Annotated in this window: 23 protein-coding genes; 8 read left to right on the top strand and 15 right to left on the bottom strand. The window is 66.8% G+C overall.

The features are described 5' to 3' along the window. Nucleotides 1-180: 180 nt before the first annotated feature. From paaE to paaF, 12 genes are all read right to left on the bottom strand, one after another. Complete coding sequence (gene paaE / locus N0B71_RS21300) at nucleotides 181-1,257, bottom strand: 1,2-phenylacetyl-CoA epoxidase subunit PaaE (protein ID WP_259754751.1); 1,077 nt, start codon at nucleotides 1,255-1,257, stop codon at nucleotides 181-183. A 25-nt stretch (nucleotides 1,258-1,282) separates the two neighbouring features. After that, nucleotides 1,283-1,816 (bottom strand): 1,2-phenylacetyl-CoA epoxidase subunit PaaD, encoded by a 534-nt coding sequence (gene paaD / locus N0B71_RS21305; protein ID WP_259754752.1) that lies wholly within the window; start codon nucleotides 1,814-1,816, stop codon nucleotides 1,283-1,285. Further along, nucleotides 1,803-2,564, bottom strand: a complete 762-nt coding sequence (gene paaC / locus N0B71_RS21310; protein ID WP_259754754.1) for a 1,2-phenylacetyl-CoA epoxidase subunit PaaC — start codon at nucleotides 2,562-2,564, stop codon at nucleotides 1,803-1,805. Before paaC ends, paaD begins: the two co-directional genes overlap by 14 nt. 10 nt (nucleotides 2,565-2,574) lie before the next feature. Next, nucleotides 2,575-2,856 carry a 1,2-phenylacetyl-CoA epoxidase subunit PaaB gene (gene paaB, locus N0B71_RS21315; protein ID WP_017520939.1) on the bottom strand — a complete coding sequence of 94 codons (282 nt, stop codon included), beginning with the start codon at nucleotides 2,854-2,856 and terminating at the stop codon, nucleotides 2,575-2,577. A 149-nt stretch (nucleotides 2,857-3,005) separates the two neighbouring features. After that, complete coding sequence (gene paaA, locus N0B71_RS21320; protein ID WP_259754755.1) at nucleotides 3,006-3,998, bottom strand: 1,2-phenylacetyl-CoA epoxidase subunit PaaA; 993 nt, start codon at nucleotides 3,996-3,998, stop codon at nucleotides 3,006-3,008. A gap of 423 nt (nucleotides 3,999-4,421) precedes the next feature. Further along, nucleotides 4,422-4,775, bottom strand: coding sequence for a DUF1428 domain-containing protein (locus N0B71_RS21325; RefSeq protein WP_259754756.1), 354 nt, complete (start codon nucleotides 4,773-4,775; stop codon nucleotides 4,422-4,424). Between the two features lie 401 nt (nucleotides 4,776-5,176). After that, on the bottom strand, nucleotides 5,177-6,496 hold the full coding sequence (gene paaK / locus N0B71_RS21330) for a phenylacetate--CoA ligase PaaK (RefSeq protein WP_259754757.1): 1,320 nt from the start codon (nucleotides 6,494-6,496) through the stop codon (nucleotides 5,177-5,179). A gap of 174 nt (nucleotides 6,497-6,670) precedes the next feature. Next, the gene (gene pcaF, locus N0B71_RS21335) at nucleotides 6,671-7,876 is read right to left on the bottom strand and encodes a 3-oxoadipyl-CoA thiolase (RefSeq protein WP_259759646.1); all 1,206 of its coding nucleotides are present in this window, start codon (nucleotides 7,874-7,876) and stop codon (nucleotides 6,671-6,673) included. A gap of 5 nt (nucleotides 7,877-7,881) precedes the next feature. After that, entirely contained in the window at nucleotides 7,882-8,322 is a 441-nt protein-coding gene (gene paaI / locus N0B71_RS21340; RefSeq protein WP_259754758.1) for a hydroxyphenylacetyl-CoA thioesterase PaaI, read from the bottom strand. Beyond that, nucleotides 8,315-9,832, bottom strand: coding sequence for a 3-hydroxyacyl-CoA dehydrogenase PaaH (gene paaH, locus N0B71_RS21345; RefSeq protein WP_259754759.1), 1,518 nt, complete (start codon nucleotides 9,830-9,832; stop codon nucleotides 8,315-8,317). Before paaH ends, paaI begins: the two co-directional genes overlap by 8 nt. Nucleotides 9,833-9,835: 3 nt before the next feature. Continuing rightward, nucleotides 9,836-10,627, bottom strand: coding sequence for a 2-(1,2-epoxy-1,2-dihydrophenyl)acetyl-CoA isomerase PaaG (gene paaG, locus N0B71_RS21350; RefSeq protein WP_259754760.1), 792 nt, complete (start codon nucleotides 10,625-10,627; stop codon nucleotides 9,836-9,838). 50 nt (nucleotides 10,628-10,677) lie between these two features. After that, a complete protein-coding gene (gene paaF / locus N0B71_RS21355; protein WP_259754761.1) occupies nucleotides 10,678-11,451 on the bottom strand; it encodes a 2,3-dehydroadipyl-CoA hydratase PaaF in 774 nt (257 codons plus the stop codon). Nucleotides 11,452-11,827: 376 nt separating this feature from the next. Between paaF and paaY the strand changes: the two genes are divergently transcribed. From paaY to N0B71_RS21380, 5 genes are all read left to right on the top strand, one after another. Beyond that, nucleotides 11,828-12,445, top strand: a complete 618-nt coding sequence (gene paaY, locus N0B71_RS21360) for a phenylacetic acid degradation protein PaaY (RefSeq protein WP_259754762.1) — start codon at nucleotides 11,828-11,830, stop codon at nucleotides 12,443-12,445. Nucleotides 12,446-12,522: 77 nt separating this feature from the next. Continuing rightward, entirely contained in the window at nucleotides 12,523-13,446 is a 924-nt protein-coding gene (gene paaX / locus N0B71_RS21365) for a phenylacetic acid degradation operon negative regulatory protein PaaX (RefSeq protein ID WP_259754763.1), read from the top strand. A 164-nt stretch (nucleotides 13,447-13,610) separates the two neighbouring features. Beyond that, complete coding sequence (feaR, locus tag N0B71_RS21370) at nucleotides 13,611-14,528, top strand: transcriptional regulator FeaR (protein WP_259754764.1); 918 nt, start codon at nucleotides 13,611-13,613, stop codon at nucleotides 14,526-14,528. 407 nt (nucleotides 14,529-14,935) lie between these two features. Continuing rightward, nucleotides 14,936-15,340, top strand: a complete 405-nt coding sequence (locus N0B71_RS21375) for a c-type cytochrome (RefSeq protein WP_259754765.1) — start codon at nucleotides 14,936-14,938, stop codon at nucleotides 15,338-15,340. Nucleotides 15,341-15,356: 16 nt separating this feature from the next. Continuing rightward, nucleotides 15,357-16,847: an aldehyde dehydrogenase family protein gene (locus tag N0B71_RS21380; protein WP_259754766.1), complete on the top strand. Its 1,491-nt coding sequence runs from the start codon at nucleotides 15,357-15,359 to the stop codon at nucleotides 16,845-16,847. 589 nt (nucleotides 16,848-17,436) lie between these two features. Here N0B71_RS21380 and fahA read toward each other — a convergent pair. Next, nucleotides 17,437-18,741, bottom strand: coding sequence for a fumarylacetoacetase (gene fahA / locus N0B71_RS21385; protein WP_259754767.1), 1,305 nt, complete (start codon nucleotides 18,739-18,741; stop codon nucleotides 17,437-17,439). 1 nt (nucleotide 18,742) lies between these two features. After that, nucleotides 18,743-20,035 carry a homogentisate 1,2-dioxygenase gene (gene hmgA, locus N0B71_RS21390; RefSeq protein WP_259754768.1) on the bottom strand — a complete coding sequence of 431 codons (1,293 nt, stop codon included), beginning with the start codon at nucleotides 20,033-20,035 and terminating at the stop codon, nucleotides 18,743-18,745. Between the two features lie 98 nt (nucleotides 20,036-20,133). Here hmgA and N0B71_RS21395 point away from each other — a divergent pair, with 98 nt between their 5' ends. Beyond that, nucleotides 20,134-20,865, top strand: a complete 732-nt coding sequence (locus tag N0B71_RS21395; RefSeq protein WP_259754769.1) for an IclR family transcriptional regulator — start codon at nucleotides 20,134-20,136, stop codon at nucleotides 20,863-20,865. 300 nt (nucleotides 20,866-21,165) lie between these two features. On the opposite strand, the gene N0B71_RS21400 is transcribed toward N0B71_RS21395, so the two are convergent. Beyond that, the gene (locus N0B71_RS21400) at nucleotides 21,166-22,068 is read right to left on the bottom strand and encodes a LysR family transcriptional regulator (RefSeq protein WP_259754770.1); all 903 of its coding nucleotides are present in this window, start codon (nucleotides 22,066-22,068) and stop codon (nucleotides 21,166-21,168) included. Nucleotides 22,069-22,452: 384 nt separating this feature from the next. Between N0B71_RS21400 and N0B71_RS21405 the strand changes: the two genes are divergently transcribed. After that, on the top strand, nucleotides 22,453-23,148 hold the full coding sequence (locus N0B71_RS21405) for a CoA transferase subunit A (protein WP_259754771.1): 696 nt from the start codon (nucleotides 22,453-22,455) through the stop codon (nucleotides 23,146-23,148). Nucleotides 23,149-23,301: 153 nt separating this feature from the next. Continuing rightward, nucleotides 23,302-23,958, top strand: a complete 657-nt coding sequence (locus tag N0B71_RS21410) for a CoA transferase subunit B (protein ID WP_259754772.1) — start codon at nucleotides 23,302-23,304, stop codon at nucleotides 23,956-23,958. Nucleotides 23,959-24,029 lie beyond the last annotated feature (71 nt).

A 24,029-nucleotide genomic window follows, 5' to 3' on the forward strand; every position in this document is an offset into this window, starting at 1 on the left:
CGTCCGCGATCAGGGTTCCGCTTAATGCCGGGGCTTCGGCAGCGTGCGGTTCGCGAGCAAGCTCGCTCCTACAGGGAACGCGTTTTTCGTAGGAGCGGACCTTGTCCGCGAATCCTTCTGCGCACGCCCGGGCATCGGCAGCGTGCGGTTCGCGGGCACGGCCCGCTCCTACAGGGGGGCTCAGAGCTGGTCGAAATCGAGCACCACGCTGTCGCTGATCGGGTACGCCTGGCAGCTCAGCACGTAGCCGGCCGCCACTTCGTAGTCCTCCAGGGCGAAGTTGCTGTCCATCTCCACCTCGCCGGAAACCACCTTGCACTTGCAGGTCGAGCACACGCCGGCCTTGCAGGAGTAGGGCAGTTCCGCGCCGTGCTGGTTGCCGGCATCGAGCACGCTGGCGCTGTTGCGGGCCAGCTCGAAGGACAGCTCGCGGCCATCGCTGATCACGGTGATCCGGCTCATCGCGCTGTCGGTCACGGCGGCGGCCTGGCGGGCTTCGCGCTTCTCGTTGCTGCCAGCGGCGGCGAACAGTTCGAAGTGGATGCGCTCGGTCGGCATGCCGTTGCCCCTGAGCTGCTCGCGCACGGTCTCGGTCATTGCCTGCGGGCCGCAGATGAACGCGGCGTCGAGGCGCTTCACGTCGAGCCAGCGGCTGAACAGCTGGCCGCACTTGTCGGCGTCGATGCGACCGTTGTAGAGGTCCACGTCCTGCTGTTCGCGGCTGAACACGAAGATCAGGTTGAGGCGCTGCAGGTAGCGGTTCTTCAGGTCTTCGAGCTGCTCGCGGAACATCGCGGCGTTGCTGGAGCGGTTGCCATAGAGCAGCGTGACGCGACTGTGCGGCTCGGTTTCCAGGGTGGTCTTGATGATCGACAGGATCGGCGTGATGCCGCTGCCGGCGGCGACCGCCAGGTAGTTGCCGTGGCGCGCCGGGTCGAGCGCGACGTTGAAGTGGCCGGCCGGCGGCATGACCTCCAGGCTGGCGCCGACCTTCAGGGCTTCGTTGGCATAGGCGGAGAAACGCCCGCCCGGCACGTGCTTGATCGCCACGCGCAGCTCGCCGTCGTTGACGCCGCTGCAGATGGAATAGGAGCGGCGCACTTCCTCGCCGTCGAGCCGGGTGCGCATGACCAGGTGCTGGCCGTGCTGGAAACGGAAGCTGTCGGCCAGGTCCGCCGGGACGTCGAAGGCGATGGACACGGCGTCACGGGTTTCCGCGCGTACTTCCTTGATTTTCAGGCTGTGGAACTTGCTCATTGTTCTTCTCCGGCGGCAGGGCCGCTCAGATGCACTTGAAGTAATCGAAGGGTTCTCGGCAGTCGACGCAGCGGTACAGCGCCTTGCAGGCGGTCGAGCCGAACTGGCTGAGCTGCTCGGTGTGCAGGCTGCCGCACTGCGGACAGCGCACCTCCGGGGTCTCGCCGAGCAGGCTGCGTTTGCTGGTGCTGCCGGCCGGCGGGGCGATGCCGTAGTCGCGCAGCGCCTGGCGGCCCTGGTCACTGATCCAGTCGGTGGTCCAGGCCGGGTTCAGCCGGCGCTCCAGGCGTGGCGCGGCGAAGCCGGCGTGCTCCAGGGCGTGCTGGATGTCCTGCTCGATGACCTCGGTGGCCGGGCAACCGGAGTAGGTGGGGGTGACCACCACATGCAGGTGTCCGTCGCGCCAGTCGAGCCCGCGCACGATGCCCAGGTCGACGACGCTGACCACCGGCACCTCCGGGTCCATCACCGCGCCGAGCACGTTCCACGCGCGGCTGAGGTCGTCCGCCGTGCCGGCACGGGCGCCGCGGTCGCTGCCGATCAGCTCACCAGGTTGCATCGGGGTAGGCTCGCTGGAGGAACTGCATCTCGGCCAGGAGAATGCCCAGGTGTTCGGTGTGCAGGCCGCGGCGGCCGCTGAGGTAGAAGTTCATCGCGGGCTCGGGCAGCGGCAGGGTCGCGGCGGCGAAGATGTCGGCGACCTTGGCCTTCCACGCGGCGGCGAGTTCGTCCGGGTTCGGCGCGATGCCTGCGGCGAACAGGCGTTGCTCGATGTCATCCGGGCTGCACAGCTCGACGGTGAAGCGCCACACCTGCGCGATTGCCGCGAGCATGCGCGCATGGCTCTCGTCGGTACCATCGCCCAGTCGCTGCATCCACTCGCTGGAGCGGCGCAGGTGGTAGGTGACTTCCTTCAGGCCCTTGGCGGCGATGGCGGCAATGCGCTCGTCGCGGGAGGCGCTCAGGGCGTGCAGCACGTGGAAGTGCCAGGCGTCATAGAGGAACTGCTTGGTGATGGTCACGGCGTAGTCGCCGTTGGGCTGCTCCACCAGCAGCAGGTTGCGGAAGGCCCGCTCGTCGCGGCGGAAGGCCAGGGCGTCGGCGTCGCGGCCGTCGTCCTGCAGCTCCGCGGCGTACTCGTACCAGTTGCGCGCCTGCCCCACCAGGTCGAGGCCGACGTTCATCAGCGCCAGTTCTTCCTCCAGCGCCGGGGCGTGGCCGCACCATTGGCACAGGCGCTGGCCCTGGATCAGGGCGCTGTCGGCGAGGCGCAGCAGGTATTGGATCTTGTCGGAATTCGGGTTCATCGCACGCCTCTCACATGTGGCCGACTTCGGGCGGCAGCTCATAGAAGCTGGCGTGGCGGTAGACCTTGTCCTGCGACGGGTCGAACAGCGGGTCCTTCTCGTCGGGGGAGGAGGCGGTGATCAGCGCGGAGGGCACCACCCACAGGCTCACGCCTTCGTTGCGGCGGGTGTACAGCTCGCGGGCGTTCTCGATCGCCATGGCGGCGTCGGCGGCGTGGACGCTGCCCACGTGCTTGTGGTTCAGTCCGTGCTTGCTGCGGACAAAAACTTCAAAAAGGGTCCACTCACTCATGGTGTTCTCCTGATCGTTGGGCATGAGCTGCTGCGCGTCGGCATAACGTCGTTGGAAAGAGGCACGGGCTTGCTCATTTACAACCGTAAACTCCGTGCCCGCGCCTGCTTCCGCCTGGTTCTGCTTAGCTCGCTGGCTCAGAGGCGGAATTAGGCGGCGTCGCGTTTGTGTTGTTGTTTGCGGGCATAGGCGACCGCTGCTTCGCGGACCCACGCACCGTCTTCGATGGCTTTGCGGCGGGTGGCGACGCGCTCGGTATTGCACGGGCCGTTGCCCTTGAGCACTTCGTAGAATTCTTCCCACTGGATGTCGCCGAAGTCGTAGTGGCCGCGGTCCTCGTTCCACTTCAGGTCCGGGTCCGGCGCGGTGCAGCCGAGCAGTTCCAGCTGCGGCACGGTCTGGTCGACGAAACGCTGGCGCAGCTCGTCGTTGCTCTGCCGCTTGATCTTCCACGCCATGGACTGAGCGCTGTTGGGGGAGTCGGCGTCGCTCGGGCCGAACATCATTAGGGCCGGCCACCAGAGGCGGTTGATGGCGTCCTGGACCATGTCCTTCTGCGCCTGGGTGCCGTGGCGCATCATGGTCAGGAGGATTTCGTAGCCCTGGCGCTGGTGGAAGCTCTCTTCCTTGCAGATGCGGATCATCGCGCGGGAGTAGGGGCCGTAGGAGGTGCGCTGGAGCACCACCTGGTTGACGATGGCGGCGCCATCCACCAGCCAGCCCACCGCGCCCATGTCGGCCCAGTTCAGCGTCGGGTAGTTGAAGATGCTGGAGTACTTGGCCTTGCCGCTGTGCAGCTTGGCGATCTCGGCGTCACGGTCGGCGCCCAGGGTTTCCATGGCGCTGTAGAGGTAGAGGCCGTGGCCGGCCTCGTCCTGGATCTTCGCCATCAGCTGCAGCTTGCGCTTCAAGGTCGGCGCGCGGGTCACCCAGTTGCCCTCGGGCAGCATGCCGACGATCTCGGAGTGGGCGTGCTGGGAAATCTGCCGGATCAGCGTCTGGCGGTAGGCGTCGGGCATCCAGTTCTTCGCTTCGATCTTGATCTCGGCATCGATCTTTTCCTGGAAGGCGCGTTCCTCGGGGGACATCTCCTCCAGCGCCTTGATGCGCTTCACGCCGGTCTCAACCAGTTGTGCGTACATGCTGTGTCTCCAGCCTTTTGTCGTGTTCGTGGGGCGGCCTTGGCCATGGCTGTAGTTTTAAATGATACAGAAATGAATGTCTAACAATAAATGATGTGTCGTAATGGGTTTTGGTATCGCTTGGATAGGCTTTCGGTGGCTTTCGCGGGCGAAAGAAAGCGCATATGTCGGGATTTATTCTGATAAATGTAGTGATTACGTGGGTAAAATTCGGGAGGTTGTTGTGTTTTTTCGCGGCAGGAGGATGCGCTTGAGGTGGAGCATAAAGCGACGAAGTGATACGTAAACCGTATCATATTGGTGAATAGTTGCTGCGGTGTGGTGGGGTGTGAGGGCGGCGGTACGGTCCGGCGCCGGCCTTGCCGGCGGATCGCGGGCATGGCCCGCTCCTACAGGTGGAGCGTCTGCAGGAGCGGGGATGGGTCAGGCTTCGACGATCACCTCGAAGCCGCCGAAGATCATGCGCTGGCCGTCGAAGGGCATGTCGCTGAATTCGGTCTTCATCCGCGGGTCTTCCATGAATTTCTTCATGCCCTCGTCGCGCGCCGCCTTGCTGGGCCAGGTGATCCAGGAAAATACGACCGTCTCGTCTTCCTTGAGCTTCACCGCCATGGGGAAGGAGGTCACCTTGCCTTCGGGCACGTCGCTGCCCCAGCACTCCACGACGCCCAGCGCGCCGTATTCCCTGAACATCGCCGCCGCCTTGCGCGCCACCTCGATGTAGCGCGCTTTGCCGGCGGTGGGCACCGGTACGAGGAAGCCATCGACATAGTTCATCGTTCATCTCCTGCGGGTCACGGACGGCCGGATGCCGCCTGCTGTTGAGGAGTAGTCGAAGGGGCGGGTGGGGGATCGACAGGGAAGGGTGGCGGGGCGACGGGTGGTCGTGAGTCGGGGCGGGGGAAAGATGTCCGCCGAGGTGCCGGGTTACCTGTAGGAGCGAGCTTGCTCGCGAACGGGCGTCAACCGGGATGCTTCAGCACGTGGGCTGTCGCAGGCATGGCCAGCTCCTACAGGCCGGCCCCGCGATTCACCTGTAGGAGCGGGCCATGCCCGCGATCCGCCGGCAAGGCCGGCGCCTGGCGAGAGTGGTTCGCGGGCAAGGATTGGGCGTCCCCCTCGCTCCTACAAAAAATCAAAAGCCCTGCCGAAGCCGGGCTTTTCCCTCACGCGAAGACTCAGCCCTTGGGCCGGTTGTCATACACGTGGCAGGCCTTGCCTTCCGAGCGCTTCAGGCTGTGTGACGGCTGCACCAGTACGCGGGCGCTGACGCCGATATGGGTCTTGATCTGCTTGCCCAGCTCGCTGCCGATGGCTTTCTGCTCGTCCGCCGAGAGGGCCTGCAGGTCGTGGCGCAGTTCGACGTGGACGTCGATGCAATCGAGGTTGCCATTGCGGTGCAGGTGGATCTCGTAGCACTCGGCGAGCTGCTTGATCTTCAGCACCTGCTCCTCGACCTGGGTCGGGAAGACGTTGACCCCGCGGATGATCAGCATGTCGTCGCTGCGCCCGGTGATCTTGTCGATGCGCCGCATCGGCCGCGCGGTGCCCGGCAGCAGGCGGGTCAGGTCGCGGGTGCGGTAGCGGATCATCGGCAGCGCTTCCTTGGACAGCGAGGTGAACACCAGCTCGCCGTACTCGCCATCGGGCAGCACGGCGCCGGTCGCCGGGTCGATGATCTCGGGGTAGAAGTGGTCTTCCCAGACGGTCGGGCCGTCCTTGGTCTCGGCGCATTCCATGGCCACGCCCGGGCCCATGATTTCCGAGAGGCCGTAGATGTCCAGGGCGGTGATGCCCATGCGCTCCTCGACCGCGCGGCGCAGCTCGGCGGTCCAGGGTTCGGCGCCGAAGATGCCCAGGCGCAGCTTGAGGCTGTGTGGGTCGATGCCCTGGCGCTCGATCTCGTCGGCGATGTTGAGCATGTAGGACGGGGTGACCATGATGATGTCCGGCTGGAAGTCGCGGATCAGCTGGACCTGCTTCTCGGTCTGGCCGCCGGACATGGGGATCACCGTGCAACCCAGGCGCTCGGCGCCGTAGTGGGCGCCCAGGCCGCCGGTGAACAGGCCGTAGCCGTAGGACACGTGCACCTTGTCACCCTTGCGGCCGCCAGCGGCGCGGATGGAGCGGGCGACCACGTTGGCCCAGGTGTCGATGTCGTTCTGCGTGTAGCCGACCACGGTGGGTTTGCCGGTGGTGCCGCTGGAGGCGTGCAGGCGCACAATCTCGTTCTGCGGCACGGCGAACATGCCGTAGGGGTAGTTGTCGCGCAGGTCGTTCTTGCCGGTGAAGGGGAACTTCGCCAGGTCGTCGAGGGAGGTCAGGTCGTCCGGGTGGACGCCCGCCTCGCTGAAGCGCTTCTGGTACAGCGGGACGTTGTCGTAAGCGTGCCTGAGGCTCCAGCGCAGGCGCTCCAGCTGGTGCTGGCGCAGCGCGTCGACACTGGCGGTTTCCATCGGGTCCAGCAGGGCACGTTCGGCATCATGGTACATGTTCATGGGTTCACTCGATTTGTTCTTGTACGCCAGCCCCGATAAGGGCTGCGAGTGTCATGGGAGCAGCATAGCGCCCCCGTTCGCGGAGGGATTCGAACCCCTGCCAGAGACCTTGCTCTGCGTGTCAGTCGGTGCACAAAAGCGACTGGCGGTGCGGGGTTCGATCCCGCCGATGGATCAGATCCGTTCGATGATCAGCGCAATGCCCTGGCCGACGCCGATGCACATGGTGCACAGGGCGTAGCGGCCGCCGCGTTCTTCCAGTTCGTGCAGGGCGGTGGTGACCAGGCGGGCGCCGCTCATGCCCAGCGGATGGCCGAGGGCGATGGCGCCGCCGTTGGGGTTCACCCGCGCGTCGTCGTCCGCCAGGCCCAGCTCGCGCAGCACGGCGAGGCCCTGGGCGGCGAAGGCTTCGTTCAACTCGATCACGTCCATGTCGGCCAGCGACAGACCGGCCAGCTCCAGCACCTTGCGGGTCGCCGGCACCGGGCCGATGCCCATGATCCGCGGCTCGACGCCGGCAGTGGCCATGGCCACCACGCGGGCGCGGGCCTTCAGGCCATGGCGCGCGGCGGCGGCCGGGGTTGCCATCAGCAAAGCGCAGGCGCCGTCGTTGACGCCCGAGGCGTTGCCGGCGGTGACGCTGCCGCCTTCGCGGAACGGCGTGCCGAGCCTGGCCAGTTGCTCCAGGGTGGTGTCGCCGCGCGGATGCTCGTCCTGCTCGACTACCTTGGGCGGGCCCTTGCGGTGGGGAATCTCCACCGGGACGATTTCCTTCGCCAGGCGGCCGCTGGCTTGCGCGGCGGCGGCCTTGTGCTGGCTGCGCAGGGCGAAGGCGTCCTGGTCGGCGCGGCTGATGTTGAACTGCTCGGCGACGTTCTCCGCCGTCTCGGGCATGGAGTCGATGCCGAACTGCTGCTTCATCAGCTGGTTGACGAAGCGCCAGCCGATGGTGGTGTCGAAGATTTCCGCGCTGCGGCCGAACGCCTGCTCGGACTTGCCCATCACGAAGGGTGCGCGGGACATGGATTCCACGCCGCCGGCCAGCATCAGCCCGGCCTCGTTGCAGCGCAGGGCGCGCGCGGCGCTGCCCACGGCGTCCAGGCCCGAGCCGCACAGACGGTTCAGCGTGGTGCCGGGCACGCTCACCGGCAGGCCGGCCAGCAGCGAGGCCATGTGGGCGACGTTGCGGTTGTCTTCGCCGGCCTGGTTGGCGCAGCCGAAAATCACGTCGTCGATGGCGCTCCAGTCCAGCTCCGGATGGCGTTGCATCAGGGCCTTCATCGGGATCGCCGCGAGGTCGTCGGCGCGCACGCCGGACAGGGCGCCGGCGTAGCGACCGATGGGCGTGCGCACGGCGTCGATGATCAGGGCGTCGGTCATATCGCTCATTCGGAAGTCTCCTGCGCCAGCACGGTGCCGCGCACTTGGTAGGATTTGCCGTGGAACAGGGCGATCAGCTGGCCCCGGGAATTCTCGATGCGCACGTCGTAGTTGCCGGTGCGGCCGCTGCGGCTCTGCTCGTAGGCGCTGGCGATCAGTTCGTCGCCTTCACGGGCCGGCGCCACGTAGTCGATGCTGCAGCCGATGGCGACGGTGGCGTCGTTGTAGCTGTTGCAGGCGAAGGCAAAAGCCGAGTCGGCGAGGGCGAACAGGTAGCCGCCGTGGCAGGTGCCGTGGCCCTGGATCATGTCCTCGCGCACGCGCATCGACAGCGTCGCGCTGCCCGGGCCGGCATCCAGCAGCCGGATGCCCATGCGGCGGGTGGCCTCGTCGCGCTCGTACAGGGCTTCGGCGCAGGCGCGAGCCAGTTGGGTGGCGTCAGTCATGGAACGTGCCTCCTTCGGCGTGCAGGCGGCGCAGCAGCAGGGAGGGGCGATAGCGGTCCTCGCCGTAGGCGGCCTGCAGGTTGTCGAGCACGCGCAGCACGGCGCCGATGCCGATCTGCCCGGCCCAGGCCAGCGGGCCCTGCGGGTAGTTCACCCCGGCGCGCATGGCGAGGTCGATGTCGCGGGCGCTGCCCACGCCGTGCAGCACTGCATCGGCGCCTTCGTTGGCGAGCATGGCGACGGTGCGCAGCACGGCGAGGCCGGGCGTATCGCTCAGGCGGCTGGGAGCGATGCCGGCCTTGGCCAGCAGGGCGACGACTGGGTCCAGGGCTGCGGGCGTGGTATCCGCCGACGCGGCAAGGCCCAGGCGCGAGGCCTTGCGGTAGTCCAGGGCGAGGTCGATCAGCACCAGGTTGCGCAGGCCGTCTTCTCGGGCGCGCTGGCTGGCGAGGCGGCCGTCGGACAGTGCCACCACCGCATCGCCCACGCGCAGCAGGCCGCTGCCGGCGCGGCGGGTAATCGCGATGCCCGCTTCTTCCAGGCGCTGCACCAGCGGCTGGGCGACACCCAGGTCACCTTCCAGCACGCAGGAAGTGACGCTGGCGCTGCTGCTCAGGCTGGCCGGCTGTGGGCGCTCGGCGCCTTCGGTGTAGTCGTAGAAGCCGCGGCCGCTCTTGCGGCCAAGGCGGCCGGCGTCCACCAGTTCCTTCTGGATCAGCGAGGGTTGGAAGCGGAAGTCGCCGTAGTAGGCGGCGAACACCGAGCAGGTGACGGCGTAGTTGACGTCGTGGCCGATCAGGTCGGTGAGCTCGAAGGCGCCCATGCGGAAGCCGCCGGCGTCGCGCAGCAGCGCATCCAGCGTGGCGCAGTCGGCGGCGCCTTCCTGCAGCAGGCGCAGGCTCTCGGCATAGAAGGGGCGCGCCACGCGGTTGACGATGAAGCCGGGCGTGGATCGGGTGTGGACCGGCTGCTTGCCCCAGGCCAGCGCGGTGGCGTACAGCCGGTCGGCCAGCGCCGGGTCGGTGGCGAGGCCGGAGACGACCTCCACCAGCGCCATCAGCGGCGCGGGATTGAAGAAATGCATGCCGACCACCTGCTGCGGGCGTTGCAGGCCGGCGGCGAGGCTGGTAATCGACAGTGACGAAGTGTTGCTGGCGAGAATGCAGTCCTCGGCACACAAGGCTTCCAGCTGCTGGAACAGGCCGCGCTTGACCTCCAGGTTCTCGACGATGGCCTCGATCACCAGTTGCGAATCGGCCAGCGCTTCGATGGCTTCCACCGGCTGCAGGCGAGCGACGATGGCGGCGCGTTCCTCGGCGGGCAATTTGCCTTTTTCCGCCAGGCGGCCGAGCTGGCGGTCGATGCCGTCGATGGCCTGGGCGGCGGCGCCGGGGCGGTTGTCATACAGCTTCACTGGGTGGCCGGCCTGCGCGGCGACCTGGGCGATACCCGCCCCCATGGCGCCGGCGCCGATCACCGCGACCTTGCTGTGGTTCGAAAGTGCGCTCATCGATCAGCGGCCCTTGAAGCAGGGGGTGCGTTTTTCCATGAAGGCGGACACGCCCTCGCGGTAGTCCTCGCTGCGTCCGGCCAGGCGTTGCAGGTCGCGCTCCAGTTCCAGTTGCTCGTCGAAGCTGTTGTTCAGGCTGGCGTTGAGGCTGCGCTTGATCAGCGCCAGGCCGTAGGTCGGCTGGGTGGCGAGGTGGCGGGCGAGCGTGAGGGCTTCGTCGCGCAGGTTGGCGTCATCCACCACCTGGTAGATCAGGCCCCATTGCTCGGCCTGCTCGGCGGAGAGGCGATTGCCCAGCAGCGCCAGCGCCTTGGCGCGGGCCATGCCGACCAGTCGCGGCAGGGTCCAGGTGCCGCCGGAATCGGGAATCAGGCCGATCTTGCAGAACGCCTGGATGAAGCTGGCCGAGCGCGCTGCCAGCACCAGGTCGCAGGCCAGCGGGATGTTCGCGCCGGCGCCGGCGGCCACGCCATTGACCGCGCAGATGACCGGCAGCGGCAGGTCGCGCAGCGCGCGGATCAGCGGGTTGTAGAACTGCTCGATGGATTGGCCGAGGTCGGGCATCTCGGCGCCGGGCGCGACGTTGCGGTCGGACAGGTCCTGCCCGGCGCAGAAGCCACGGCCCTCGCCGGTCAGCAGCAGGACGCGGGCGTCCGGGTTCTGCCGGACCTGCTTGAGTGCTTCGCGCACTTCGCCATGCATGGCGGCGTTGAAGCTGTTGAGCTGCTCCGGGCGGTTCAGGCTGAGGAGGGCGACGCCGTCCTCGATGGAAAACAGGATGTGCTCGAAGTTCATGGGCGGGCTCGCTCCATCAGTGGGCAGACAATGGGCAGAAAGGGAGGCGTTCAGCGGCCTTCGTAGGCAGGCTGGCGTTTTTCCTGGAAGGCGCGGATGCCCTCGCTGCGGTCGGCGGTGCCGGCCAGCAGGGTGAAGGCGTGGCGTTCGAAGCGCAGGCCGCTGGCGAGGTCGGTGTCCTGCGCCTTGAGCAGCGCTTCCTTGGCCAGGCGCACGGCCAGCGGCGCCTTAGTGGCGATGCTGCGGGCGATCTGCAGGGCGCGCTCGACGGTGAACTCGGGTTGGGTGACTTCGCTGACCAGGCCGGCGCGCTGGGCGTGGCGGGCATCGATAGCTTCGCCGGTAAGCACCATCTGCATCGCCAGCGGCTTGCCGACGGCGCGCAACAGGCGTTGGGTGCCGCCGGCGCCGGGCATGATGCCGAGGTTGATTTCCGGCTGGCCGAAACGGGCGTCTTCGCCGGCGACCAGAATGTCGGCGTGCATCGCCAGCTCGCAGCCGCCACCCAGGGCGAAGCCGTTGACGGCGGCGATCAGCGGTTTGGAGAAGGCGGCGATGCGCTGCCAGTAGCCGGCGCGCGGGTCGTTGAGGATGCCGACCAGGTCGCGCTCGGCCATCTCCTTGATGTCAGCGCCCGCGGCGAAGGCCTTGCGGCTGCCGGTGAGCACCACGGCGCGGGTGCCGCCGTCCTGCTCGGCGGCGTCGAGTTCGGCGGCCAGTTCACCGAGCAGTTCGGTGTTCAGCGCGTTGAGCGCGTCGGGGCGCTGCAGGGTGATGAGGCGGACGCCCGCTTCTGGCATCTGAACGGCAAGGGTGCGAGGCATGGCATCGTCCTCAGGCTGCACGCGCGGCGGCATGGCCGGCTGTATTGGAATTATGGGAGGCAGGCGTGGCCCGTCTCCGGCCTTCTCGCAGTATAGGTCTGAAGTGATACGGAAAAACAACTATAAAAGTTAATTATCGTGTCTAAAGTGTTTCTCGCAGTGCCATAGGTTGGGCGTCCAAGGTGCTGGATACTTGCGTCTTATGCGCGTATTTACTGGTCTTTTAAGGCTTTTTGCCATCCGGGCGCTGTCGTTCAGAAGCGATACGTCAGATTTGGATTGGAGGTGCTCGCTTTGATGTGATACAAAATTTGCGAAAGAATAAATCGCTTTGTGCGGTGATGCCGGAATGCCGACAGCGCCGTTGGAGAAACCCATGCCCAGCTACAGTCTTGAAGGTGTGCGCCCGGTCGTTCATCCGACCGCCTATGTCCATCCCACCGCCGTGCTGATCGGCGACGTCATCGTCGGCCCCGGCTGCTATGTCGGCCCGCTGGCGGCGCTGCGCGGCGACTTCGGGCGGATCGTCCTCGAAGAAGGCGCGAACCTGCAGGACACCTGCGTCATGCACGGCTTTCCCGACAGCGACACCGTCGTCGAGCGTAATGGCCACATCGGCCATGGCGCGGTGCTGCACGGTTGCCGCATCGGCGAGGACGCCCTGGTGGGCATGAACGCGGTGGTCATGGATTACGCGCAGATCGGCGCGCGCTCCATCGTTTCCGCCGCGGCCTTCGTCAAGGCCAGGTTCGACTGCCCGCCGCAAAGCCTGGTGATGGGCGCGCCGGCCAGCGTCAAGCGCAGCCTGAGCGACGAGGAGATTGCCTGGAAGCGCCGTGGCACGGAGGAGTACCAGGCCCTGGCGCGGCGCTGCATCGACAGCCTGGTGGAGTGTGAGCCGCTGGCGGAGATGGACGCGGAGCGCCCGCGCCTGGGCGACTCCGGCTTCCGTCCCAAAGCAGAGGGCGGGGCAGAAGCAGGGAAGGGCGCATGAGTACTGGGGTTCGCTCCAATGGCCAGGCGGTGCGGCGGGCAGGTATAGTCGCCGCTCCTTCGCCTGCGCAACGTGCCATGACCGCTCTAGCACCGCTGAACCAGCTGATTCATCGCTTCCAGGAACAGACGCCGATCCGCGCCAGCTCGCTGATCATCACCCTCTATGGCGATGCCATCGAGCCCCACGGCGGCACCGTCTGGCTGGGCAGCCTGATCAATCTGCTGGAACCCTTCGGCATCAACGAGCGGCTGATCCGCACCTCGATCTTCCGCCTGACCAAGGAAGACTGGCTGACCGCCGAGAAAGTCGGCCGGCGCAGCTACTACAGCCTGACCGGCACCGGCCGGCGGCGTTTCGAGAAGGCCTTCAAGCGCGTGTACAGCTCCAGCCTGCCGGCCTGGGATGGTTCCTGGACGCTGGTGATGCTCTCGCAGATCGCCGCCGACAAGCGCAAGCAGGTCCGCGAGGAACTGGAGTGGCAGGGCTTCGGCGCCATTTCGCCCACCGTCATGGCCTGCCCGCGGGCCGACCGCAGCGACGTCATGGCCACCCTGCAGGACCTGGATGCCACCGAGGACAGCATCGTCTTCGAGACCCGCGCCCAGGACGTGCTGGCCTCCCGCGCCATGCGCCTGCAGGTGCGCGAAAGCTGGAAGATCGACGAACTCGGCGAGCACTACAGCGAGTTCATCCAGCTGTTCCGCCCGCTCTGGCAAGCGCTGCGCGAGCAGGACCAGCTGCGCCCGGAGGACTGTTTCCTCGCGCGCACCTTGTTGATCCACGAATACCGCCGGCTGCTCCTGCGTGACCCACAACTGCCCGATGAACTGCTCCCGGGCGATTGGGAAGGGCGCGCGGCGCGGCAGCTGTGCCGCAACATCTACCGATTGATCTACGCCAAGGCCGAGGACTGGCTGAACCGCAATCTGGAAACCGCCGACGGCCCGCTACCGGACGTCGGCGAGAGCTTCTACAAGCGCTTCGGCGGATTGAACTGACAGGAGTTGGCGTGAAAAATGCCTCTCGCCCTGCAACGCTGCGGTTGCCCGGCGGAGACAGCGCAAAGCGACCTTCCTGACGGGGGGCGCCGCGAACGATGACGACAGGCCCTGGAGGCCGTCGCTGAATAACAACAAACAATGCGTGTGAGGCTTTGCAGGTCATGAATTCTTCATCGACATTGAGGGATGACGCTTTCGAGGCGTGGCTGGGACAGGTCAACCGGGCGTGCGGTCGTTTCGATGCGCGCACCCTGGGCCCCCAGTTCCATGGACGGTTGCGCGAATATCAGGGCGGTGCGATCAAGCTTTCGGTGGTCGACATGGCCCAGGTGCACCTGTACCGGACCAGCAAGGAGGTCGGCGCCAGCGCCGGCGGTCACTATTACGCGGTGTTCCAGCTCGAGGGGCGCTCGCGCCTGGAACAGGGCGACAACCGCGTGGAGCTGTCGCGCGGCGACATCACCCTCATCGATGCCAGCCGGCCCAGCGACATGACCTACCTGGAGGAATCCCGGCAGCTCTCGCTGATCCTGCCGCGCCAGGTGATCGAGCGCGGCCTGCGCATGTCGGAAGTGGCCTGCGCCTCGAAGATCCCGGCCAGCTCGCCCATCGCCGTGCTCGCCAATCGCCTGATCGTCGAGACCAGCCAGCAGGAAAGCCTCGGCATGCTGGAGAGCGAGGCGACGCTGGACGCCCTGGTCACGCTGCTGCGCCCGGCGCTGGCCAGCCAGGACGGCGAGCACGACAACCACGAACGCATGTTCCGCAAGGCCACCGCCTTCATCGACCAGCACATCGGCGCCGAAGAGCTCTGCCCGGAGTTGATCGCCCGTGAGGTGGGTATTTCGGTGCGCGGCCTGTACCGCATGTTCGCCAAGAAGGGCCTGGTGGTGGCGCAGTACATCAAGAACCGCCGCCTGGATTTCTGCGCCGAAACCCTGCGCAACGCCCAGTTCGAGCAGAAGCTCTCGGCGCTGGGCTATGCCTGGGGTTTCTCCGATTCGAGCTACTTCTCCACGGCCTTCAAGGGCCGCTTCGGGGTGTCGCCGGGCGAGTACCGCAAGCGCTACGCGAATTGATTCTTTGGGTGGACAGCGATACCCGGCGGCTGTGTGCCGCTGATTGATGGGTATCGCTGCGCTCCACGCCATCCTACGCTGACGTTCCTTGTGCCATCTTCCCTGACTGACCCTTTGTAGGATGGGTGGAGCGCAGCGATACCCATGCCGCCTGTGGCCTGCTCACTCGCCAGGCAGGTTCGCGAGCAAGCTCGCTCCTACGAAGAGCGCTCCGAGCCCAATCCTGTAGGAGCGAGCTCGCTCGCGAACGCTTTCCCCTCCTGACGCCGGTCACCTGAGCGCCACCTTGGCACTCCCGCCAACACGTCTGGCACAGAGGAAAAGACCCGCCCCGACGCCGCTGGCAACAATCACCTTCGATGACGCGCGCCCTCCGGCCGCACGCTGTACTCGAAGGTGAAGTCCCGATGCCCCGCAACACGCTCCGATTCGGCGCCCTCGGCCTGCTGCTGGCCGGCGCCCTGCTGCAACCGCTGCTGGCATTCGCCGGCGACTGCCCGGCCAGCGACGCCCAGCAGGGCGAAACGGTCTTCGCCCGCGACTGTTCGATCTGCCACACCGCCAAGGCCGACGGCCCCGCAATGATGGGCCCCAACCTGCACGGCGTGGTCGGCCGCATGGCCGGTTCGCTCGCCGGCTTCAGCTATTCCCAGGCGATGAAGGGCAAGGGCGCGGCCTGGTCGCGGGACAACCTCGACGCCTTCGTCAGCCACCCCCAGGCCGCCGTGCCCGGAACCTACATGCCCTTCGCAGGCCTGGCCGACGCGGCCGAGCGGCGGGCGCTCACCTGCTGGCTGAGCCAGCAGCACTGAACCTCCAGGAGAGACCATGAACGTCACACAGACCCTGCCTCAGGTCACGGCCTTCCTCGCCCGCAAGCACGGTTGCTTCATCGACGGCGCCTGGGTGGTGCCCGAGGGCGCACGCACCGATGTGCTCAACCCGGCCACCGGCCAGGCGATCTCCAGCGTCGCCGACATCGACACCGACCTGCTCGACCGCGCCGTGCAGTCCGCCCAGGCCGCCTACAAATCCCGCGTCTGGGCCGACCTGCGCCCGGCCGACCGCGAGCGCATCCTGCTGCGTTTCGCCGACCTGGTGGAAGCCCACGGCGAAGAGCTGGCCCAGCTGGAAACCCTCAGCCAGGGCAAGTCGATCAATATCTCGCGCATGCTGGATGTCGGCGCCACCGTCGAGTTCATGCGCTACATGGCCGGCTGGGCGACCAAGATCGAAGGCCAGTCGCTGAACGTGTCCATCCCGCTGCCGCCGGGCGCCAAGTTCACCGCGTATACCCGCCGCGAGCCGCTGGGCGTGGTGGCCGGTATCGTGCCGTGGAACTTCCCGTTGATGATCGCCGTGTGGAAGCTGATCCCGGCCCTGGCCACCGGCAACAGCGTGGTGATCAAGCCCGCCTCGGAAACCCCGCTGACCGCGCTGCGCCTGGCCGAGCTGGCCTTCGAGGCCGGTGTGCCGGCGGGCGTATTCAACCTGGTGACCGGCGACGGCCCGCGCATCGGTGGCGGCCTGGCCAGCCACAAGCTGGTCAACAAGGTCTCCTTCACCGGCTCCACGGCGGTGGGCCGCAGCGTCGGCCTGGCCGCCGTGCAGAACATGACCCGCTTCGCCCTGGAGCTGGGCGGTAAGAACCCGATGATCGTCCTCGCCGACGCCAACATCGACAACGCCGTGCAGGGCGCGTTGCTGGGCGGGCTGCTGAACAACGGCCAGGTCTGCGCGGCGGCGTCGCGCTTCTATGTGCACCGTTCGCGCTACGACGAGTTCGTCGAGAAGCTGGCCGCTGCCGTGGCCGGCATGAGCCTGGGCGAGGGCATGGACCCGACCGCGCAGATCAACCCGCTGGTCTCGGCCAAACAGCAGCGCAGCGTGCTCGACCACATCGCCCGCGCCGGCGAGCAGGGCGCGCGCATCGTCTGCGGCGGCGAGCGGGTCGGCGGCGGTGGCTTCTACGTGCAACCCACCGTGCTGGCCGACGTGACCATGCAGATGGCCGTGGCCCGTGACGAAGTATTCGGCCCGGTGCTGGCGGTGCTGCCGTTCGACGAGGACGACGAGGCCATCGCCATGGCCAACGACAGCGAATACGGCCTGGGCGCGAGCCTGTGGACCAACGACCTGACCAAGGCCCTGAACCTGGTGCCGCGCATCGAGTCCGGCACCGTGTGGGTCAACGCCCACGTCCTGCTCGACCCGAGCATGCCGTTCGGTGGCGTGAAGCAGTCGGGCATGGGGCGCGAATTCGGCCGCGCGGTGGTCGAGGCCTATACCGAGATCAAGTCGGTGTGCATTGCGCACTGATGGAGAGTGAGAGCAACACCCTCGTTTAGCAGTGGGCCTTCGGGCCCGTTTTTTTGCTGGATTCAGCGGCACCTTGTAGGAGCGGGCCATGCCCGCGAACCGCGGACGGAGTCCGCGCTCCTCGTCGTGTGTCGGCACCGTAAGCCCTGCTTACGGTTCGCGAGCACGGCTCGCTCCTACATCAGCCAGCGGCGGAGTTTCCCTGTAGGAGCGAGCTTGCTCGCGAACTGCGGACGGAGTCGAGCCGCTCCGGTGTGCGTCGGCGCCGTAAGCCCGGCTTACGGTTCGCGAGCATGGCTCGCTCCTACATCGGGCAGCGGCGGAGTTTCCCTGTAGGAGCGGGCCATGCCCGCGAACCGCGGACAGAGTCCGCGCTCCTCGTCGTGTGTCGGCACCGTAAGCCCGGCTTACGGTTCGCGAGCATGGCTCGCTCCTACATCGGGTAGCGGCGGAGTTTCCCTGTAGGAGCGGGCCATGCCCGCGATCGCGCCCATGGGGCGCTCCTGCAGGGAGGTTCGCGGATGGGTGGAGCGCAGAGCGGCAGTTGGCGCAGGGCGCGTTATGTGCCCTGCGATCGGCCGGGGCTGCGTCAGTGCGCCGGCAGAATCCGCCCGCGGCATTCGCCGAAGCCGATGGACGCATGGCCCTCGCGGCGGCAGCGGGCGCGGAGGATGATTTCGTCGCCGTCTTCGAGGAAGCGCCGTTCTTCGCCGTTGCTCAGCACCACCGGCTGTTTGCCGCCGCCGGTAAGCTCCAGCAGGCTCCCGAAGCTGTCCGGGGTTTCGCCGGAGAGGGTGCCGGAGCCGAACAGGTCGCCCGGTTGCAGGCGGCAGCCGTTGACGCTGTGGTGCGCCACCATCTGCGCCACGGTCCAGTACATGTTCAGCGTGTTGCTCAGGGCGATGCGTTCCGGGCCCTGGTGCTCGCGGCGCATGCGCGCGGTGTGCAGCAGGACTTCCAGTTCGATATCCAGGGCGCCGTGCTGCTGGTCGCCCTCGTCATACAGGTACGGCAGGGGCTGCGGGTCGCCTTCCGGGCGCGCCGGCTGGGCGACGCGGAAGGGCTCCAGGGCCTCGGCGGTGACCACCCAGGGCGACACGCTCGTGGCGAAGCTCTTGGACAGGAACGGCCCCAGCGGCTGGTATTCCCAGGCCTGTACGTCACGGGCGGACCAGTCGTTGAGCAGGCAGAAACCGGCGATGTGCCCGGAGGCGGCGTTGATCGGAATGGCCTTGCCCTGGTCGTTGCCCTGGCCGATCCAGATGCCCAGCTCCAGCTCCAGGTCCATCCGCGCGCAGGGGCCGAACACCGGTACGTCGTGGCCGGCGGGCAGGGTCTGGCCGTTGGGGCGGCGTACTTCGGTGCCGGACGGCACGATGGTGGAAGCGCGGCCGTGGTAGCCGATGGGCACGTATTTGTAGTTGGGCAGCAGCGGGTTGTCCGGGCGGAACAATTTGCCGACGTTCTGCGCATGGTGGATGCCGACGTAGAAGTCGGTGTAATCGCCCACCTTGGCCGGCAGGTGCATGCGGCAGGCGGCCTGCGGCTTGAGCAGCGCGGCGCCCAGTTGCTCCATGCGCTTGCGTTCGCTGCTGCCTTCGCTGAGCAGGTGGAGCAGGGCCTCGCGCAGGGTGCGGCGGGCGGTGGGGCCGGCGGCGAAGAAGGCGTTCAGGCTGTCGCCGCTGGCCACCAGCGCGGCCTGGTGCGCGGCGCCGTGGAACAGCCCGGCTTCGCAGGCGGTCTTCAGGTCGAAGATGTAATCGCCGATGGCCACGCCGCCACGGGGTGAGTCACCGGGCGGGCTGAACACGCCAAGGGGCAGGTTCTGCAGGGGGAAGTCGGGGTGGCCGTTGGCCGATTCGATCCAGCTTTGTGCGTTGTGGGCGACGCTCATGTTACTGCTCCTGGGACGGGTCGAAGGTCTTCTGCATGCCACTCCAGCAGCTGTCGTAGTCACGCTGCAGTTGCGGGCAGTCGAGGGCGAAGCGGCTGGGGCGCAGCACGCGGCCGGTCTCGAACATGAAGGCCATGGTCTTGTCGATCTTGTGGGGTTTGAGGTCGGCGGCGATCGCCTGCACCGTGGTGGCGTTGTCCGGGCCGTGGGCGCTCATGCAGTTGTGCAGCGAGGCGCCGCCGGGGACGAAGCCGTCGGCCTTGGCGTCGTACACGCCCTGGATCAGGCCCATGAATTCGTTCATCAGGTTGCGGTGGAACCACGGCGGACGGAAGGTGCTCTCGGCGACCATCCAGCGCGGCGGGAAGATCACGAAGTCCATGTTGGCCATGCCGTGGGTGTCGCTGGGGGAGGTCAGCACGGTGAAGATGGACGGGTCCGGATGGTCGTAGCTGATCGAGCCGATGGTGTTGAAGCGGCGCAGGTCGTATTTGTAGGGCACGTTGTTGCCGTGCCAGGCGACCACGTCGAAGGGCGAGTGGTCGAGCTGGGTGGCCCAGAGCTCGCCGAGGAACTTCTGCACCAGTGGCACCGGGGCGTCCACATCCTCGTAGTGCGCCACCGGGGCGAGGAAGTCGCGGGGATTGGCCAGGCCGTTGCTGCCGATGGGGCCGAGGTCGGGCAGGCGCAGGGCGGCGCCGTGGTTCTCCGCCACATACCCGGCGGCTTCAGCATCCAGCAGTTCGACGCGCAGGCGCATGCCACGGGGGATCACGGCGATCTCCAGCGGCTCCACCTCCAATATGCCCAGTTCGGTGACCAGGCGCAGGCGGCCGGCCTGGGGCACGATCAAGAGCTCGCCATCGGCGTCGAAGAACACCCGGCGCATCGAGGTGTTGGCGCGGTAGGCATACAGGCTGACGCCGCTGACGGCCTCGGCTTCGGCATTGGCCGCCATGCATAGCAGGCTGTCGACGAAGTCGGTAGGCTCCTCGGGCATCGCGAAGCTGTTCCAGCGCAGACGGTTGGGCGTCACCGGGCCGAGGGCGGTGCCGGTGATCTGCCGTTCCAGGCGCTCGAAGCGCGGGTGCGCCGCGGACGGGCGGATGCGGTACATCCAGGTGCGCCGGGCCTCGCTGCGCGGCACGGTGAAGGCCGTGCCGGAGAACTGCTCGGCGTAGAGGCCGAAGGGCACCCGCTGCGGCGAGTTCATGCCCGCGGGCAGGGCGCCCGGCAGGGCCTCGCTGGCGAATTCGTTGCCGAACCCGGATTGGTAGGCAGGAGAGGCTGTCATGGTGGTTTTCTCTTGTTATCGTAATTGAATTACGATTAACGTAATTTCGTGTCGGCGGGCCGTCAAGCCCGTCTGGGGGTTCCTTTAAGTTGAAGACCATGAACGACGCTGAAGACTCCGTCCCGACGAAGGGCAAGAAGGTGCAGTCCGCCGAGGTTGGCACCGAGATCCTCAAGGCCTTGGCGGACCTGGCGCCGAGCACCTCGCTCAAGCGCCTGGGCGAGTACCTGGACATGCCGGCGGCCAAGGTCCACCGCTATTTGCAGGCGCTGATCGCCAGCGGCTTCGCCGAACAGGACCCGGTCACCAACCATTACGGCCTGGGGCGGGAGGCGCTGTATGTCGGGCTGGCGGCGATCCGCCGGCTGGACGTGGTGAAGCTCGCCAGCCCGGCGCTGGCCGAGTTGCGAGATGCGCTGGGGCAGACCTGCTTCCTGGCCATCTGGGGCAGCCATGGGCCGACCGTGGTGCAGGTCGAGCCGGCGCAGGGCATGGTCACGCTGGTCACCCAGGTGGGATCGGTGCTGCCGCTGCACGGTTCGTCCACCGGGCTGGTGTTCGCGGCCTACAAGACCGGGCTGGAAGAGGGCGCGGACGTGGCGGTGCTGGAGGGCATTCGCCGCGAAGGGCTGCACGCCATCCATGGGTTGCTGATGCCGGGCGTGAATGCGCTGTCAGTGCCGCTGTTCAAGACCGGCCGGGAGCTGGCTGGGGTGATTACCGTGGTGGGGTCGCAGGCGAGCTTTGCGGCCGAAGCTCATGGCGAGGCGGCCCAAGCGCTGCTGGCGATGGCGCGGGAGGTGAGTTTGCGGATGGGGGGAGAGGTTTGACTGTCTGAGGCTTGGGTGCTCGGGCGGGCCCTCTCCCCAGCCCTCTCCCTGAAGGGAGAGGGGGTATCCGAGTGAGGCGCGGCGTCTGTGCATTGCTGACGCCTTGGCATGAGGAGGAAACCATCGCTGCGCTTCATGCCGATTCGGCTCCCTCTCCCTTCAGGGAGAGGGCGGGGGGAGAGGGTGGTGGGCAGAGCGAGTTACCTTCAGGGAAAGAGCATTTCGTAGGAGCGAGCTTGCTCGCGAACCACCCAAACTGCGGAGCTGTTCGCGAGCAAGCTCGCTCCTACAAATCCCTGTTCACTCCCGCTCCATCCCCGCCCAGTCCGTCCCCTTCACCAGCACATCGCTCAACGCCTGCGCGGCGCTGGAGAGCTGGTGTTCGGCCAGGCAGAACAACCCCACGCGGCGCTCGATGCGCGGTTCGTCGAGGGCCACGCAGCGCGCGCCGAGTTCTTCCATCTGCTGCCGGCACAGGCGCGGCACGGCGCTGACGCCCAGCCCCTCGGCGACCATCCGGCCCACGGTCACCAACTGATGGCTTTCGAACGCTACCGGCAGCCGCCCATGCCGCGAGGCCAGTTGGTCCTCCAGCAGCAAGCGCACGGCGGACGGGCGTTGCAGGGTGATGAAGTGGTCCTCCAGCAATTGCTCCCAGGTGATCCTGGATTCGCCCGCCAGCGGTGAATCCGCCGGCAGTACCGCAACGAAGCGGTCGGTGTAGAAGGGCGTGAAGCTCAGACCGTCGAGGCTGTCCGGCTCCAGGGCGATGCCCAGTTCCACCCGGCGGTTGCGCACCATTTCCAGCACCTGTTCGTTGATCACGTCGTGCACCGCCACGTTCACCTTCGGGTGGCGATCGCGGAAGGTCCGCAGCACGGCGGGCAGCAGGTTGCCGGCGAAGGAGGGCATGGCGGCGATGGAAACCTTGCCCAGCTGCAGGGTGAAGTGCTGGTGCATCACTTCCTCGGCGTTGTCCCAGTCCGCCAGCAGGCGGCGCGCCAGGGGCAGCAGCGTTTCGCCCTCCGGGGTGAGCGCCACGCTGCGGGTGGTGCGCACCAGCAACTGGCCGCCGAGGGATTCCTCCAGGCTCTTGATCGCCAGGCTCAGCGCCGGTTGTGACAGGTGCAGGCGCTCGCAGGCCTGGGCAAAGCTCAGGGTCTGGGCGACGGCAAGGAAGGCGCGCAATTGCTTGACGGTCATTGATAAGGAATACAGATCAATCCATTGGAAAAACAAACTTAACAAATCAGTCCCGGGCGGTGAAGCTGCAATCGCTCTCTGACCGGCTGGTCGGACCCAGGGCCTTCTCCCGCTTCGTCGCGGTCGCGACGAACCATTTTCTGCACGGAGGAAGGCGCGAGGAGAGAGTACTGGTGATTCCAGGCAGCCACGAAACGGCAGCACCGCGCAAAAAATGGCCCGTCCCTTCGGGTTGCGCGACACGTGTCGCCATGCGTTGTTGCGGGACTTGCCAAGGGACGACCATTGCCTGCGTCCCGCGTCTAGCCTGGCGACACGTGTCGCGGCAACGCGGCTCACGCCGAAGCGGGAGCAGGCCCTACAAATACAAGAGGCAGCAGCAACATGGCAGGACTCGACAAGCGTGTAGGCAGTTACGAGGAAGCCCTCGCCGGGCTCACCGACGACATGACGGTACTGGCGGGCGGTTTCGGCATCTGCGGCATTCCGGAAAACCTCATCGCACAGATCCGCAAGCTGGGCGTGAAGGGCCTGACCGTGGTCTCCAACAACTGCGGCATCGACGGCTTCGGCCTCGGCGTGCTGCTGGAGGACCGTCAGATCCGCAAGATGATCGCCTCCTACGTCGGCGAGAACGCGCTGTTCGAGCAGCAGCTGCTGTCCGGTGAACTGGAGGTCGAACTGACCCCGCAGGGCACCCTGGCGGAAAAACTCCGTGCCGGCGGCGCCGGCATCCCGGCCTTCTTCACCGCCACCGGGTACGGCACCCCGGTGGCCGAAGGCAAGGAAGTGCGCGAGTTCGACGGCCGCCACTACGTGATGGAGCGCGCCATCACCGGCGACTTCGCCATCGTCAAGGGCTGGAAGGCCGACCACTACGGCAACGTCATCTATCGCCACACCGCGCAGAACTTCAATCCGGTAGTCGCCACCGCGGGCCGCATCACGGTCGTCGAGGTGGAGGAGATCGTCGAGCCGGGCGAGCTGGACCCGACCCAGATCCACACGCCCGGCATCTACGTCGACCGCATCATCCAAGGCTCCTTCGAGAAGCGCATCGAAAAACGCACGACTCGCTAAGGATCGGCTGCGCGTCGGCCTGGCGGCGTTGGATCTGAAACGAGGCCTGCTCATTTAGGGCATCTAAACTCCGCGTCCTCGTTTCAAATCCGCCTAGCCAGTCGCTAGCTCGCTCGATCTTCAACCGCATTGAACAAGAGAAGAGATTCAGCCATGGCACTTACCCGCGAACAAATGGCTCAGCGCGTGGCGCGCGAGCTGCAGGACGGTTTCTACGTGAACCTGGGTATCGGCATCCCGACCCTGGTCGCCAACTACGTGCCCGAGGGCATGGAAGTGATGCTGCAATCGGAAAACGGCCTGCTCGGCATGGGCGCCTTCCCCACCGAAGACGCCGTCGACGCCGACATGATCAACGCCGGCAAGCAGACCGTGACCGCCGTGAAGGGCGCGTCGATTTTCTCCTCCGCCGAATCCTTCGCGATGATCCGCGGCGGCCACGTCGACCTCACCGTGCTGGGCGCCTTCGAGGTGGACGTACAGGGCAACATCGCCTCCTGGATGATCCCGGGCAAGCTGGTGAAGGGCATGGGCGGCGCCATGGACCTGGTGGCCGGCGCGGACAACATCATCGTCACCATGACCCATGCCTCCAAGGACGGCGAATCCAAGCTGCTGGAGCGCTGCTCGCTGCCGCTGACCGGCGCCGGCTGCATCCGCAAGGTGCTCACCGACCTGGCCTACCTGGAGATCGAGGACGGCGCCTTCATCCTGCGCGAGACCGCGCCGGGCGTGAGCGTCGCCGAGATCGCCGAGAAGACCGCCGGCCGCCTGATCGTGCCGGACGATGTGAAGGAAATGACCTTCTGATCCCGTGATCCCTTGTAGGAGCGAGCTTGCTCGCGAACCCGCCCGGACTTCGGGGCAAGCGCGTTCGCGAG

Origin of the sequence: Pseudomonas sp. GCEP-101 (genome assembly GCF_025133575.1) — a bacterium.
GTDB classification, from domain to species: domain Bacteria; phylum Pseudomonadota; class Gammaproteobacteria; order Pseudomonadales; family Pseudomonadaceae; genus Pseudomonas; species Pseudomonas nitroreducens_B.